At 32.7% G+C, this 13,709-nt stretch carries 10 protein-coding genes; 6 read left to right on the top strand and 4 right to left on the bottom strand.

Features of this window, described 5'->3' with window-relative positions; all coding sequences use genetic code 11:
* Positions 1–327: 327 nt before the first annotated feature.
* On the bottom strand, positions 328–1,077 hold the full coding sequence (locus GGR32_RS04985) for a hypothetical protein (RefSeq protein ID WP_183477083.1): 750 nt from the start codon (positions 1,075–1,077) through the stop codon (positions 328–330).
* A 501-nt stretch (positions 1,078–1,578) separates the two neighbouring features.
* Here GGR32_RS04985 and GGR32_RS04980 point away from each other — a divergent pair.
* Both GGR32_RS04980 and GGR32_RS04975 read left to right on the top strand, forming a co-directional pair.
* Positions 1,579–3,192, top strand: a complete 1,614-nt coding sequence (locus GGR32_RS04980) for a type I restriction-modification system subunit M (protein ID WP_183477081.1) — start codon at positions 1,579–1,581, stop codon at positions 3,190–3,192.
* Positions 3,193–3,204: 12 nt separating this feature from the next.
* Positions 3,205–4,413 carry a restriction endonuclease subunit S gene (locus GGR32_RS04975; protein WP_183477079.1) on the top strand — a complete coding sequence of 403 codons (1,209 nt, stop codon included), beginning with the start codon at positions 3,205–3,207 and terminating at the stop codon, positions 4,411–4,413.
* Here GGR32_RS04975 and GGR32_RS04970 read toward each other — a convergent pair.
* On the bottom strand, positions 4,406–5,629 hold the full coding sequence (locus GGR32_RS04970) for a restriction endonuclease subunit S (protein ID WP_246415171.1): 1,224 nt from the start codon (positions 5,627–5,629) through the stop codon (positions 4,406–4,408). The genes GGR32_RS04975 and GGR32_RS04970 overlap by 8 nt on opposite strands.
* Before the next feature lie 129 nt (positions 5,630–5,758).
* Between GGR32_RS04970 and GGR32_RS04965 the strand changes: the two genes are divergently transcribed.
* The 3 genes from GGR32_RS04965 to GGR32_RS04955 all read left to right on the top strand — a co-directional run bounded on the left by GGR32_RS04965 (position 5,759) and on the right by GGR32_RS04955 (position 10,555).
* Positions 5,759–6,685, top strand: a complete 927-nt coding sequence (locus tag GGR32_RS04965) for a tyrosine-type recombinase/integrase (RefSeq protein WP_183477075.1) — start codon at positions 5,759–5,761, stop codon at positions 6,683–6,685.
* Between the two features lie 148 nt (positions 6,686–6,833).
* Positions 6,834–7,556 (top strand): DUF3800 domain-containing protein, encoded by a 723-nt coding sequence (locus GGR32_RS04960; protein WP_221403691.1) that lies wholly within the window; start codon positions 6,834–6,836, stop codon positions 7,554–7,556.
* Positions 7,557–7,696: 140 nt separating this feature from the next.
* A complete protein-coding gene (locus GGR32_RS04955; protein ID WP_183477071.1) occupies positions 7,697–10,555 on the top strand; it encodes a type I restriction endonuclease subunit R in 2,859 nt (952 codons plus the stop codon).
* A gap of 153 nt (positions 10,556–10,708) precedes the next feature.
* Here the strand turns inward: GGR32_RS04955 and GGR32_RS04950 are convergent, their stop codons facing one another.
* A complete protein-coding gene (locus GGR32_RS04950) occupies positions 10,709–11,062 on the bottom strand; it encodes a hypothetical protein (RefSeq protein WP_183477069.1) in 354 nt (117 codons plus the stop codon).
* A gap of 120 nt (positions 11,063–11,182) precedes the next feature.
* The gene (locus tag GGR32_RS04945) at positions 11,183–12,361 is read right to left on the bottom strand and encodes a 3-deoxy-D-manno-octulosonic acid transferase (protein WP_183477067.1); all 1,179 of its coding nucleotides are present in this window, start codon (positions 12,359–12,361) and stop codon (positions 11,183–11,185) included.
* Positions 12,362–12,560: 199 nt separating this feature from the next.
* Between GGR32_RS04945 and GGR32_RS04940 the strand changes: the two genes are divergently transcribed.
* The gene (locus GGR32_RS04940) at positions 12,561–13,697 is read left to right on the top strand and encodes a DegT/DnrJ/EryC1/StrS family aminotransferase (protein WP_183477065.1); all 1,137 of its coding nucleotides are present in this window, start codon (positions 12,561–12,563) and stop codon (positions 13,695–13,697) included.
* The last annotated feature ends 12 nt before the right edge of the window (positions 13,698–13,709 follow it).

The raw sequence follows: 13,709 nt of genomic DNA, 5'->3' as shown, positions 1-13,709 counted from the left end.
ATAATTTAGTTGAAGAAAAAGGCTAAACGTTAAAAATTATACCAACTCGATACCAAAAAGGTATAGGGAGTAATTGAGATGATTGTATAGGAATACAATCAATGTTAATGAAGCTTAATTTATAGTCGATTTTATATGTAACTATAGATAGAGAAAGGCAGCTATTATTGTTAAATATCTATCGTGAATTTTTTTCATACTCATAAATAAAGCTAAAAAACACTTTTAAACCTCTTTTTCAAGAAATTAGGTTTGTAACTATGGGGAATAAGGATGTTTTCTTTAAACTATATATAAAACAACAAGAACTTTTGTGTTGTTTTTTTTCTAGGAAGAGACATCTATTTTTAAAACCTTTTGTAACCTTAATGGATGTAAGGTTTTATGATTCAAACAAACCCAATCTAATAAAGCATCGTATTGATAATATAATATACCGCTCCAGAGATATACAATACTAGAAGAGTTTATTGTGTTACTTACAAAATTGATTGCAGGGGATATTTTATTGTTTGGAAGTATTTCTAGACTAAATAACTCTTCCTGAACGGATAAGTCGTCCTTTTTTCTGTGTACACTCATCCAAAAACAAAGTTTAGCTTTATTTGCCTTGATAGGCCAAGTAATTGCTTTTTTAGGTTGAAATGCTTTTAGTTTAATGTGTAATTTTTGTGAAGCTAATGCGATATCTTTAATTACTATACGGCAATAGCGTTCATAGGGACTGTGATAATTAAACTCAAAACCTTCGAGCAGCTTTGGCTTTCCATCCCATAGTTTTTTTTCTCCAATGGGGGCAGGATTATCAGTACAAGCAGCCAATTGTAGTCGTGTTCTTAATCTACAAAAGGATTTAGAATCAGAAAAATCTCTACTGTATGTTTTTATGCCGATTCTTATTTTTTTCGCCAAGGTAGAAGCTCTTCCAAAATCAGAAGCTGCTTTTTGGGTTCGCTCAGTTTGTTTTATTTTATTTTTCTGTGGTTTTCGCTGAATGACTGTTTTACCATCAAGGGTACGAAACACTAGGTCACCTAGACTTCCGGTTATCTGATTATTTTTTCCTAAGTATGCCATTGTTATTGCTTTTAATTAGTTATTTCTACTGATAGTGCGTTAAGTTTATGTCCATTATTTTATGGAATATATTGCTGTCATATTGGAGTCACTTTGGACTCACCCTGTACTCATAATGAAGCCTGAGGGGCAATATTATTTTCTTAATAGCTAAAAAACAACATGTTAATTGTATGAATATACGTGTTTCTAAACAATAAAACTAATATAAAACCTCTGAATGATGAGAAGTTAGATATTATTGACAGGAAATCACTAAAAAGTGTGAGCGAGTATCATTCATGTTAATCAAGTGGGAATAGTAGCTAATCAGGTAGTATTATTATTCATTATATGGCGTTTTTAAAAAAGTTGATTTTCTATTGTTTAAGTGTAAATTATGTAAAAATCGAAGGCTTGAGTTTTGTAGGAAAAATACTATATTTTCTTTATTTGTATTTTTTGATGTAGTGGTAAAAAACAATATCTTTAAACTTTTGAATTAAAGGTAAAAAATCCTCAATGTCTGAAGATCATAAAAAACAACTCGAACAACAACTTTGGAATATCGCCAACACCCTTAGAGGCAAAATGAATGCCGATGAATTTAGAGACTATATTTTAGGCTTTATTTTCTACAAGTATTTAGCAGAAAAGATGGAAATTTATGCCAACGCCATTCTGCAACCCGATGGCATCCAATTTACCGATATAGACGAAAACAGCCCTGAAGGACAAGAGTACATTGACGCCATTCGAGAAGAAGCCTTAGAAAAGTTAGGCTACTTTTTAAAACCATCCGAATTGTTTACTTCCATAGCTAAACGTGGAAATTTTAATGATGATGGCGAGCCTTTAGTCAAGGAAGAAGAAAGTACGTATAGCACGAAAACCAACTTCATTTTAGAAGATCTTCAAAAAATATTAAACAACGTACAAAACAGTACCATGGGTACGGAGAGTGAAGAAGATTTCGATAACCTCTTTGAGGATATGGATTTAAACTCCACTAAATTAGGAAAAACCCCAGAAGCAAGAAACGAGATTATTGCCAAAGTATTGGCACATTTAGATAACATCGATTTTCAGTTAGACCAAACCGAATTAGATGTTTTAGGAGATGCCTACGAATATTTAATCGGTAAATTTGCTAGTGGTGCAGGTAAAAAAGCTGGGGAATTTTACACGCCTCAAGAGGTGAGTATGGTCTTGGCAAAGTTGGTAACCACAGGAAAAAAGAAGTTAAAATCGGTGTACGATCCTACTTGCGGAAGTGGTTCGCTCTTGTTACGTGTAGCCAAGGAAGTAGAGGAGGTGAATAACTTTTACGGACAAGAACTCAACCGTACCACCTATAACTTGGCACGAATGAACATGATTTTGCACGGGGTGCATTATCGTAAGTTCGATATTAAACAAGAAGACACTTTAGAGCATCCGCAGCACATAGACCTCCGTTTTGAAGCCATTGTTGCCAATCCGCCCTTTTCTGCCAATTGGAGTGCCAACCAACTTTTTATGACCGACGATAGATTTAGTCAATACGGTAAGTTAGCCCCAAAAAGTAAGGCCGATTTTGCTTTTATACAGCACATGGTACATCATTTAGCTGAAAACGGACAAATGGCAGTGGTGTTACCACATGGCGCCTTGTTTAGAGGAAGTGCCGAAGGTCATATTAGAGAATATCTTATAAAAGAGAAAAACTATCTGGATGCCGTAATAGGTTTGCCTGCCAATATTTTTTATGGTACCAGCATACCTACCTGTATTTTGGTGTTTAAAAAGTGTAAAGAACACCCAAACGATATTTTGTTTATCGATGCCAGCGAGCATTACGAAAAGGTAAAAACGCAAAATGTATTGACCCAAGAAAACATAGACAAAATAATTACCACCTATCGCGAACGCAAAACCGAAGATAAATACAGCTATGTAGCTACCTTAGATGAAATTGCTGAAAATGATTACAACCTAAACATACCACGTTATGTAGATACCTTTGAAGAAGAAGCACCGGTTGATATTGATGCGGTTATGGCAAACATAAAAAGCCTGGAAACCCAACGCGCTGAACTCGATAAAGAGATTGACGGGTATTTTAAGGAATTAGGACTGAATTTTTTTAACGCTTAAAAAATCTCTAAGGTGAATAAAAACAGTAACGAAATAAGAAAAGTTCCCAATTTGCGATTTCCAGGGTTTCATGAGGAGTGGGAAGAGAAATCTTTTAAAGAGCTTACAAAAATCAATCAAGGTTTACAAATTGCAATTTCTGAGCGTTATACCGAAAAAGTTGAAGGAGGCTATTTCTATATTACTAATGAATTTTTAAAAGCTGGAAATACTAAAAAATATTATATAAAAAACCCTCCGAAGTCTGTTTTATGTTCTGAGAATGATGTGTTAATGACAAGAACAGGAAATACAGGAATGGTCGTGACTGGTGTTTCTGGAGCTTTTCATAATAATTTTTTTAAAATAAAATTTAATGATGAAAGTCTAGATAAAGATTTTCTAGTTCATTTTTTAAAGTCTCATAAAATACAATGCTTGATTTTAAGATTAGCAGGAACATCAACTATTCCAGATCTTAATCATTCGGATTTTTACAGAATAACTATTGTTAAACCACAATTGTTTGAACAAAAAAAGATAGCGAGTTTTATCAACTTATTGAATTCAAGTATCTCTACTCAAAACAAAATAATTGAGGATTATAAGACACTCAAAAAAGGGGTGATGCAGAAAATCTTTAAGCAAGAGATACGGTTTAAAGATAAGGATGGAAAGGAATTTCCTAAATGGCAAAAAAAGAAGTTGGGTTTATTTTTAATTCAACATAATGAGAAAACAAAATATAGTGATCAGTACCCCGTTCTAACCTCTTCGAGACAAGGAATTATGTTTCAAACAGAATACTATTCGGGTAATCAAGTTGCGAGCAAGGATAATACAGGTTATAATGTTGTACCAAGAAATTATTTTACTTATCGCCATATGAGTGATGATTTAGTTTTTAAATTTAATAGGAATACAATTTGTGAAAAAGGAATTGTAAGTACTTTATATCCTGTTTTCTCAGCGAAAAATATAAATGACAAGTTCCTTGAATATAAATTAAACGATGGAGATGAAGTCAAAAAATATGCTCTACTTCAAAAACAAGGTGGATCAAGAACATATTTGTACTTTAAAAAATTATCTAATATGAATATGAATTTACCTTGCTTAGAAGAACAACAAAAAATTGCATCAACCCTTTCTACTATTGATAAAAAAATAGCTTTAGAAGAAGACTATTTAGACAAATTAAAGGCTCAAAAAAAATACTTGTTGCAAAACATGTTTATATAAATAAGTTTTGCAGTAAAAACTTTTTCTGTTGTTGATATTGCTCTAAAAGTTGCTTTTCTTTGTCCAGTTTTGCATCAAGGGATGAAAGAAAATTGGCGATTTTGGTTTGTTCTTCTAATGAAGGATAGGGTAATTTTATTTCAGAGAAGTATTTATAACTAATCATTTTACCATCTCTAATACCTTCAAGTTTTCTATTTAATTCTATGATGTAGGCAGCTGTTTTTAAATAATACTTATAAAACACTCGATTCATATTTTTTATAGGTCTTAAAATAATATATGCAGGACTACAAATCCCTTTGTAATTAGAGTATTCTATTCCTCCTTGAAAAGACCTTAAACTTATAATAAAATCACCCTCTTGAACAACTTTATAGGCGCTTACACTTTTTGCTGTAACTCCAATGTTATAGTCAATCAAATCTCTTGGAATAGCACCTTTATCTTGAGTAATTGCAAGAATTGGCAAATCGGAATTGTGCTCTTTATCTGATATATTCTTGAACAGTAAATTTCCGTTTTTAAATTCCCATTCAGAAAAATCATTTCCATTATCGTCCTTAAATCGTAATTGTTGAGAAAATATCTTTTGTTGCAATCCTTTGGAGAGGGATTTTAAGTCTTCAACTATTTTGTTAGAGGTTTGGATGCGAGCGTCAATTAAAGTTAGAAAATCTACTAATTTATGTTGTTCTTCAATTTCAGGAAAAGTTAATTTAATTTTTTCTAATCTTCCTTTTGAAATTCCCAAGACCTTAGTGCCTTGAGCAATTTTCATTATCTGTATTCTTACCTCATAAGTTTTCATTAAAAAAGAAGCAAAACCATTTACTATTTCTTTTGATTCTTTCCTTGCTAAAAACGTATGTAATCCTGCTACTAATTTTTCTTTATTTAGATTTTTTATTTCAATTGTTTTTCCAATATCATTATAATCTTCTGAAGCATCCGCTATAACTAAATCGCCTACTTTTAAATAATTATCTTCATCAATAGATTTCGTATCTATTTCTTTATTTATGAAAGGTACTATTTCAATATCAATATCAAACAGTGAGTTGAATTTAGTATGAATATCTCCATAATGAATGTTTTTTATTTCTCCTTTTTCATAATTAAGATTTTCACGAGAGTATGAATTTGTTTTTTTAAACGAATAAATATTATTGAACACTCTTTTTTTCCACTCCTCATTAAACCCCGGAAACCTCAATTTAGGGATATTTCCTTTGGTGGGAACATAAATTTCTAAAATACTTAAGGAAATCTTTTCCCGAATTACTTTCCTTTATGTTTAAAATCCTTAAGTGTAGTTTTGGGTTTTCAACGAAAATTCAAAACAATGAACCCCAAAAAAAGCATTCAACAAGTAGCCAAAATGTGGCAAAAAGACAAAAAACAATACGTAAAAAAATCTACCATTTCCTCGTATTTATTGCTGTTAGAAAACCATTTATTGCCAGAGTTTGGTAATCAAAACACCATTACAGAAGATGAAGCACAAGCGTTTGTGTTCAAAAAATTAGAAAGTGGCTTAAGCAAAAAGACAATTAAGGACATGCTTATTGTTTTAAAAATGGTGCTGAAATTTGGTGCAAAACACAAATGGCTGGTCTATCAACCTTTCGATATTCAATTCCCAACCGAAAGAAAACAACACCAATTGGAAGTGCTGAGTAAAGCGCAACAAAAAACCATTATGCAATACATAAAAAACAACTTTACGTTTAGAAACCTTGGCGTGTATTTGTGTTTAAGCACCGGCATGCGTATCGGCGAAGTGTGTGCCTTAACCTGGGAAGACATAGATATTGCCAACGGCGTGATTCATATTAATAAAACCATACAACGCATTTATAACATTGAGGAACATACGCGCAAAACAGAGCTTATTATTGACACGCCCAAAACTAAAAACTCGCATAGGGAAATTCCCATTAGCAGTGATTTATTAAAACTGGTAAAGCCTTTTAAGAACATTGTAAACAGTTCCTTTTATGTGCTTACCAACGAAGCCACCCCAACCGAACCCAGAACTTACAGAAACTATTACAACAATTTAATGGAGGCAATAGGTATGCCTAAATTAAAATTCCACGGACTCCGCCATAGTTTTGCCACCCGATGCATAGAAAGTAATTGCGATTATAAAACGGTAAGCGTTTTGTTGGGACACGCCAACATAAGCACCACCTTAAACTTGTACGTACACCCCAACTTTGAACAAAAGAAAAAAGCTATCAACCAAATGTTTCGTTCATTAAAATGATATTCCGTGAGTTTTTATGGTAAAAGCTTTTTTGTTTTCACAATATTAAGCTGTATATTTACTAACCACAATACACTTTCCGTGCCTCTTTACAATGCACACTCGGGAGGTTTTTTCTTTTAAGTTGGTGACTCAAAAAAAATACTATTTGTTTATAGATGAAAGCGGTGATCATGGTTTGGTTAAACTCGATCCTTCTTTTCCCGTTTTTTTACTTTGTGGGTTATTGACTTCCGAAGATCATTATAACACGATCCGGGATAGAATTAATACATTAAAAGGTAAGTTCTGGAAAAACAAGAAAGTGATTCTTCATTCTAGGGATATCAGGAAGTGCGAAAAAGAGTTCCAGATTCTATTTGATTTAAAAATCAAAAAAGAATTTTATGAAACAATCAATGATATTATACAAAACAGTAAGTACAGGATTATTTCGTCGGCTATTGATAAGGCTAAATACATAAAAATGTATGGCAGGCTTTCAAATGATGTGTATGAACTAGCACTTTCATTTATCATTGAAAGAGCAATCTTTAGCTTGGACGAAGTTAAAAATGTTGAAAAGCACTTAGAAATTGTAATAGAAAAAAGAGGAAAAAAGGAAGATAGAAAATTAGCAGAACACTTTCAAAGATTATTGTCCAGAGGCACAAACTATGTTTCAGCACGGCGTTTAAAAGAAGTAAATGTTAAAATTGTATTTAAAGATAAAAAGGAAAATATTAATGGACTCCAATTGGCGGATTTGGTGGCTTATCCCATAGCAAGATATGTTATAGACCCAAAAAGAGCGAATCCGGCATATGATATTTTAAACTCGAAAATATACACCAAAAAAGGTAAAAAATATGGGCTTAAGGTGTTTCCGTAAAAAACACAAGCCAAACTTTCGTTTGGCTTTAGTTCGACCGGGGACACCCCAATCCTTATATTTTTATATGACAAAAATAATATATTTTAGAATTCCAAACAAACTTATTAACATTTGTATTGAGGGTAATTAAAAAATAAATGAGCACACAATCTGAACAAATATTAGAAAATAAATTAGTAGAACAACTACAAAGCTTGGGGTATGCAAAAGTTAGCATTCCAGACGAAACAGCTTTATTGGCTAATTTAAAAACACAGTTAGAAACCCATAACAACATTAGGTTTACAGCTAACGAGTTTGAACGTGTACTCAATATACTAAGTAAAGGTTCGGTGTTTGAAAAAGCCAAAACCCTACGTGAAAAACAGCATATTGTACGAGATAATGGCGACAATCTTTATTTCGAGTTTTTAAATACCGAGCATTGGTGTCAAAACCAATATCAGGTTACCAACCAAGTCACCATGGAAGGCTCTTATAAAAACCGCTACGATGTTACCTTGTTAATTAATGGTTTGCCTTTAGTGCAAATAGAATTAAAGCGTAGAGGTTTGGAAATGAAAGAAGCCTTTAACCAGATTAATCGTTATCAAAAACATAGTTTTGGAAGTGGAAGAGGGCTATTTCATTACGTACAATTATTCGTTATTAGTAATGGCGTAGATACTAAATATTTTAGCAATTTTGGTACTCACAAGCAGGAGTATTTACAAACATTTCATTGGACAGATGAAAACAACAACCCTTATAACAATATTTTAAAAGGGTTTGCTGATAGCTTTTTAGAGCCATGTCAGTTAAGTAAGCTTATTTGCAAGTATATTGTATTGAATGAAACAGATAAGCGTCTTATGGTGCTTAGACCTTATCAGTATTATGCGGTTGAAAAAATTATTAAAAAGGTTACAGAAAACGAAATCCTTAATGGTTATAAAGTAGAAAAAAATGGGTATATCTGGCACACTACCGGTAGTGGAAAAACCTTAACCAGTTTTAAGGCTAGTCAGATTCTTTCAAAAATTCCAGCGATAAAAAAAGTGGTGTTTGTCGTAGATAGAAAAGATTTAGATTATCAAACCAATCAAGAATACGACAAATTTAGCAAGGGCTGTGTGAGTTCGGCTGAAAACACAAGTCAACTTATAAAAAAGTTTAACGATCCTAATGTTAAAATCATAGTCACCACGATTCAAAAATTAAATAATGCCATTTCAGGAAAGCATCTTTATAAAATGAAAGGCATGCAAGACCAACGCATGGTTTTTATTTTTGATGAATGCCATCGTTCACAATTTGGGTCCACACACCAAGCCATTGTAAGTTATTTTTCAAACATTCAGCTATTCGGATTTACAGGTACGCCTATTTTAGAACAGAATTCCGATGGTATGAAAACCACAGCAAGTTTGTTTGGTAACTGTTTGCATAAATATGTTATTACAGATGCTATAAAAGATGATAATGTGCTTAAATTTTCTATTGAATACATTAGAACCTTCAAACAAAAAGAGCATATAATAGATTTAAAGGTTGAAGAAATTAATGAAGCAGAGGTTTTTGAATCGCCAGAACGTAAAAACGCCATTGTAGATTATATTATTAAATATCACAACTTAAAAACACAAAGTAGAAAGTTTTGTGCCATGATGTGCGTGCAAGATATAGATGCTGTTATTCAATATTATGAACTTTTTAAACAAAAAAAGCAAAACGGCGAACACAACCTAAAGATTGCAACCATATTTAGTTACGCTCAAAATCAAGATGAAGTAGATTACCAAACCAAAGCTCTAGCCATGGCCGCCGAACCAAGTTCAGAATATGTGCCAAGTCCGCACCGAAGAGAGTTATTAGAAACCTATGTGGAAGATTTTAATAAAATGTTTGGAATGGCAGAAAGTATAAAAGATACGCAAGGCTATTATAATTATTACAATACCGTTGCCAAGAAATCTAAAAATAACGAAACAGATATTTTATTAGTGGCAAACATGTTTTTAACGGGGTTTGATAGCAAATATGTGAATACATTGTATGTAGATAAAAACTTAAAATACCACGGATTAATTCAAGCATTTAGCCGTACAAACCGCATATTAGACAAAAACAAAACCCAAGGAAATATTGTAAGTTTTAGAAATTTAAAAGAAAATACCGACGAAGCTATTGCCTTGTTTAGTAACAAAGAAGCGATTGCCGAAATTCTTTTAGAACCCTATGAAGCTTATGTTGATAAATTTAATGAAGCGGTACAAAAACTTTTAGAAATAACACCAAGCGAAGACGCTGTAGATTCACTTTATACAGAAGACGAAAAACTACAGTTTGTTTATGCTTTTAGAGCTCTTATGCGTCTTAATAAGAAAATGGGGCATTTTACCGAGTTTTCATGGAAGGATTTAGATATAAGTGAAAATGATTTTGCTGAATACACTTCTAAATACATGAAATTAAAAGATGGTATTAATGTTAAGTCTTCCACAGAAAAAGCATCGATACTAAATGATATCGATTTTGAATTAGAGTTATTGAAACGTGACACTATAAACGTGAGTTACATTATAGAGTTACTGGCAAAATTTAAGTCGAAGCACAGTGAAAAGGATAAAAAAAATATCGAAGATGATATTTCTAGATTGTTAAAAAGTGAAGTAACTCTAAGAAGCAAGCGCGAATTAATTGAAAAATTTATTCAAGATAATTTACCTCAAATAGAAGATTCAGACAGCATTCCACAAGAGTTTGAGAAGTTCTGGACAGAGCAACAGCAAAAAGCATTTGAAACCTTTGTAAAAGAAGAAAACCTATCATCAGAAAAGACTCAAAAACTTATTGAAGATTATCTGTATGCCGAAAGAAAACCCTTAAGAGATGAACTTCTAGGTCTTATTGAAGGAGATAAACCATCGGTGTTAAAACGAAAATCTATTGGCGATAGAATTTTACAAAAGGTGGTTAATTTTGTAGAGACATTTATAAATGGGATGGATGGTTAAAAAGTAAATAGCTTGGTAGTAGTAATCAACTTTATTGGATGCTATCATAGGTTTTTTGGTGGGAATTATACGATAAAAACTACTTTAATACGGATAAAAAAAGAAGCCCTATGAAAGTTATTCATAGGGCTTTTTATAAGATAGAAAGACTTCTTATTTAGTAAGGTCTTTAACGTTTTTCTTAACGTCTTCTGCGCCTTTTTCAATAGCGTCTCCTGTTTTTTCAGCAGCTTCTTTTACAGCGTCTGTTGCGTCTTTAGCAGCTTCTTTAGCTTTTTCAGTTCCTTCTTCGATAGCTTTTTCTGCTGCATCAGTTGCTTTTTCAGCTTCTTTACCAGCTTCGTCAGCTACTTCTTTCACTGCTTTTTTAGTTTCTTTAGCTGTTTCTTTTGCGTTGTCTTTAGCTGTTTCTACAGCTTCTTTAGCGTCCTCTTTGGTAGTTTCTCTACAAGAAGTTACCGCTAATACCATTGATAGTGCCATTGCACCTACAAATAACTTTTTCATAACGAGTTAGTGTTTTTAGAGTTAAAATTAATTTAGTATTATATGTTGATCGTAGATACAAAGATAATGTTTTTATTTTTTTTATATTATTTTTTAATAAAATTTATCATTTCTTAAGCTCTAAACGGAAATTAATTTTTTTTCATCGATTAGATGTATTATTTTCTGGGTAGCATTTAGTTGGCTCATTACAAACTGTATGGCATTGTTTCCCATATTAAAACAAGTTTGGGGGGTTGTTAAAAAATTATTAAAAGCTAATTTTAATTCATAATCATTAGCAACCTCAATTAACCCACCTGCTTGTTTCATGGCTATAGCTTCTGGAAATTTTTTATGATTTACCCCAATTATTATTGGAATTCCAAAGGTTGCAGGTTCTAAAATATTGTGTAGTCCTGTGTTTCCCATTGCTCCACCAACGTAGGCAAAAGCAGCATAGCTGTATAGTTTACTTAAAAGTCCTATACTGTCTATTAACAGTACTTGGGTGTTTTTTACGTTGCTACTAGTGGTAAGTTGAGAATATTTTTGTGTAGGCACTTGTAGTTGTTTATAAATCATATTAATATGATTTTCTTTAACTACATGAGGGGCTATAATCAATTTAACATCATGTTTTGTCTGGTTGATATAATCAATAATTGCTTTTTCGTCTTCAGGCCAAGTGCTTCCACATACAATGCAGATTTTTCCGTCGATAAACTCATCGATAAACGGAACATTATTGTTATGTGTGCGTTGTTTATAAACCCTATCGTAACGTGTATCGCCTCCTAGAATTGCATTTTTATAACCATTGGCAAGCAATAGGTTTTTAGAGCTTTCTTCTTGGGTAAAAATATAATCGAAAGAAAATAAAGCTTGCTGTAAAAATTTTCCATAAGGTTTAAAATAGATTTGATTTTCACGAAAAACTCCCGAAATAATCATTTTTGGAATTCCTCTGCTATGTAATTCTTTAAGGTAGTTTGGCCAAACTTCGTATTTCACAAAAATAGCGAGTTGTATATTAAGGCTTGCCACAAAGCGCTTTGCATTTTTTTTGGTATCTAAAGGAAGGTAAATAGTGCAATCTGCCAGTAAATTATTTTTTTTAATTTCATAGCCCGACGGAGAGAAAAAGCTAATAAGAATTTTATAGGTAGGGAAATCTCTTTTTAGTGCTTCAATTACAGGTACAGCCTGCTCATACTCACCTAAAGAGGCGGCATGTATCCAAATAATTTTATCTTGAATTGTGAAAGTTTTGTTTAAATGCTTCCAAACAAATTTTCTGCCGTTTATAAATAACTTCATTTTAGAACTAAAAAGCGCGCTTATTTTTAAACCGATGCCTGTAATGTGTATAAGAATATTATAGAGTAGCTGCAAAAGAAAGTTTTTAATTAAAATAAGTTTTTGATGAAAACTGAAGTCAACAATTTTTGATTTTGTATTTTCGTTATGCTAAAATATAAGATTTTAGGGAATAAAAAGCTAAACAGAATTTTTACTGATGAAGAAAATCCAAATGGTCGACCTCCAAGGTCAATACCAAGCTATAAAAGAACAAGTAAACCAATCGCTTACCGAAGTGATAGAGAGTGCAGCCTTCGTTAATGGGCCGCAAGTACATAAGTTTCAAGAAGAATTAGAAAATTATTTAGGTGCAAAGCATGTAATTCCTTGTGCCAATGGTACCGATGCTTTACAAATAGCCATGATGGGACTGGGTTTGAAACCAGGAGATGAGGTGATTACTGCCGATTTTACTTTTGCCGCAACTGTAGAAGTAATTGCTTTATTGCAATTAACCCCTGTTTTGGTTGATGTAGAAAAAGATACGTTCAACATAGATCCTGAAGCCATAAAAAAAGCCATTACTCCGAAAACCAAAGCCATTGTTCCGGTACATTTATTTGGTCAGGCAGCTAATATGGATGCCATTATGGAAATCGCTAAGGAACATAATTTATATGTAATAGAAGATAATGCCCAAGGCATCGGAGCTAATTACCACTTTAAAGACGGAAGTTCTATAAAAACTGGGGTAATAGGTGATGTAGGAACGACCTCGTTTTTTCCATCTAAAAACCTAGGTTGCTATGGTGATGGCGGAGCTATCTTTACCAACAATGATGAATTAGCTTATATGATTAGAGGTATTGTAAACCACGGTATGTATGAGCGTTATCATCACGATGTGGTAGGGGTAAACTCTAGGTTAGACAGTATGCAAGCGGCTATCCTAAGAGCAAAACTTCCTAACTTAGATGCGTATAATAATGCGCGTAAAAAGGCGGCAGAAAGATATACAGCAGCTTTTAAGGATAATAAACATATTATAACACCTGTTATTTTAGGTGAAGAGGATACGCATGTTTTTCATCAGTATACTTTAAGAATTACGAATGGGAAACGAGATGCTTTAGTAAAACATCTGCAAGAAAACGCTATTCCTTGTGGGGTGTATTACCCAATACCTTTACACTTGCAAAAGGCGTATAAGGATGAACGTTATAAGGAAGAAAACTTCGAGGTAACTAATTTACTTGTAAAAGAGGTTATCTCTTTACCAATGCACACCGAATTAGAGGAAGAGCAAATTGCTTTTATTACTAAAACTGTTAATGATTTTGTAGGTGAAAGCTAACAAAAGCAGTTA

The organism is Mesonia hippocampi (assembly GCF_014197445.1).
Taxonomy (GTDB): Bacteria; Bacteroidota; Bacteroidia; order Flavobacteriales; family Flavobacteriaceae; genus Mesonia; species Mesonia hippocampi.
The sequence above is the reverse complement of the archived record's forward strand: the minus strand, read 5'-3'. Positions and strand labels throughout refer to the sequence as shown.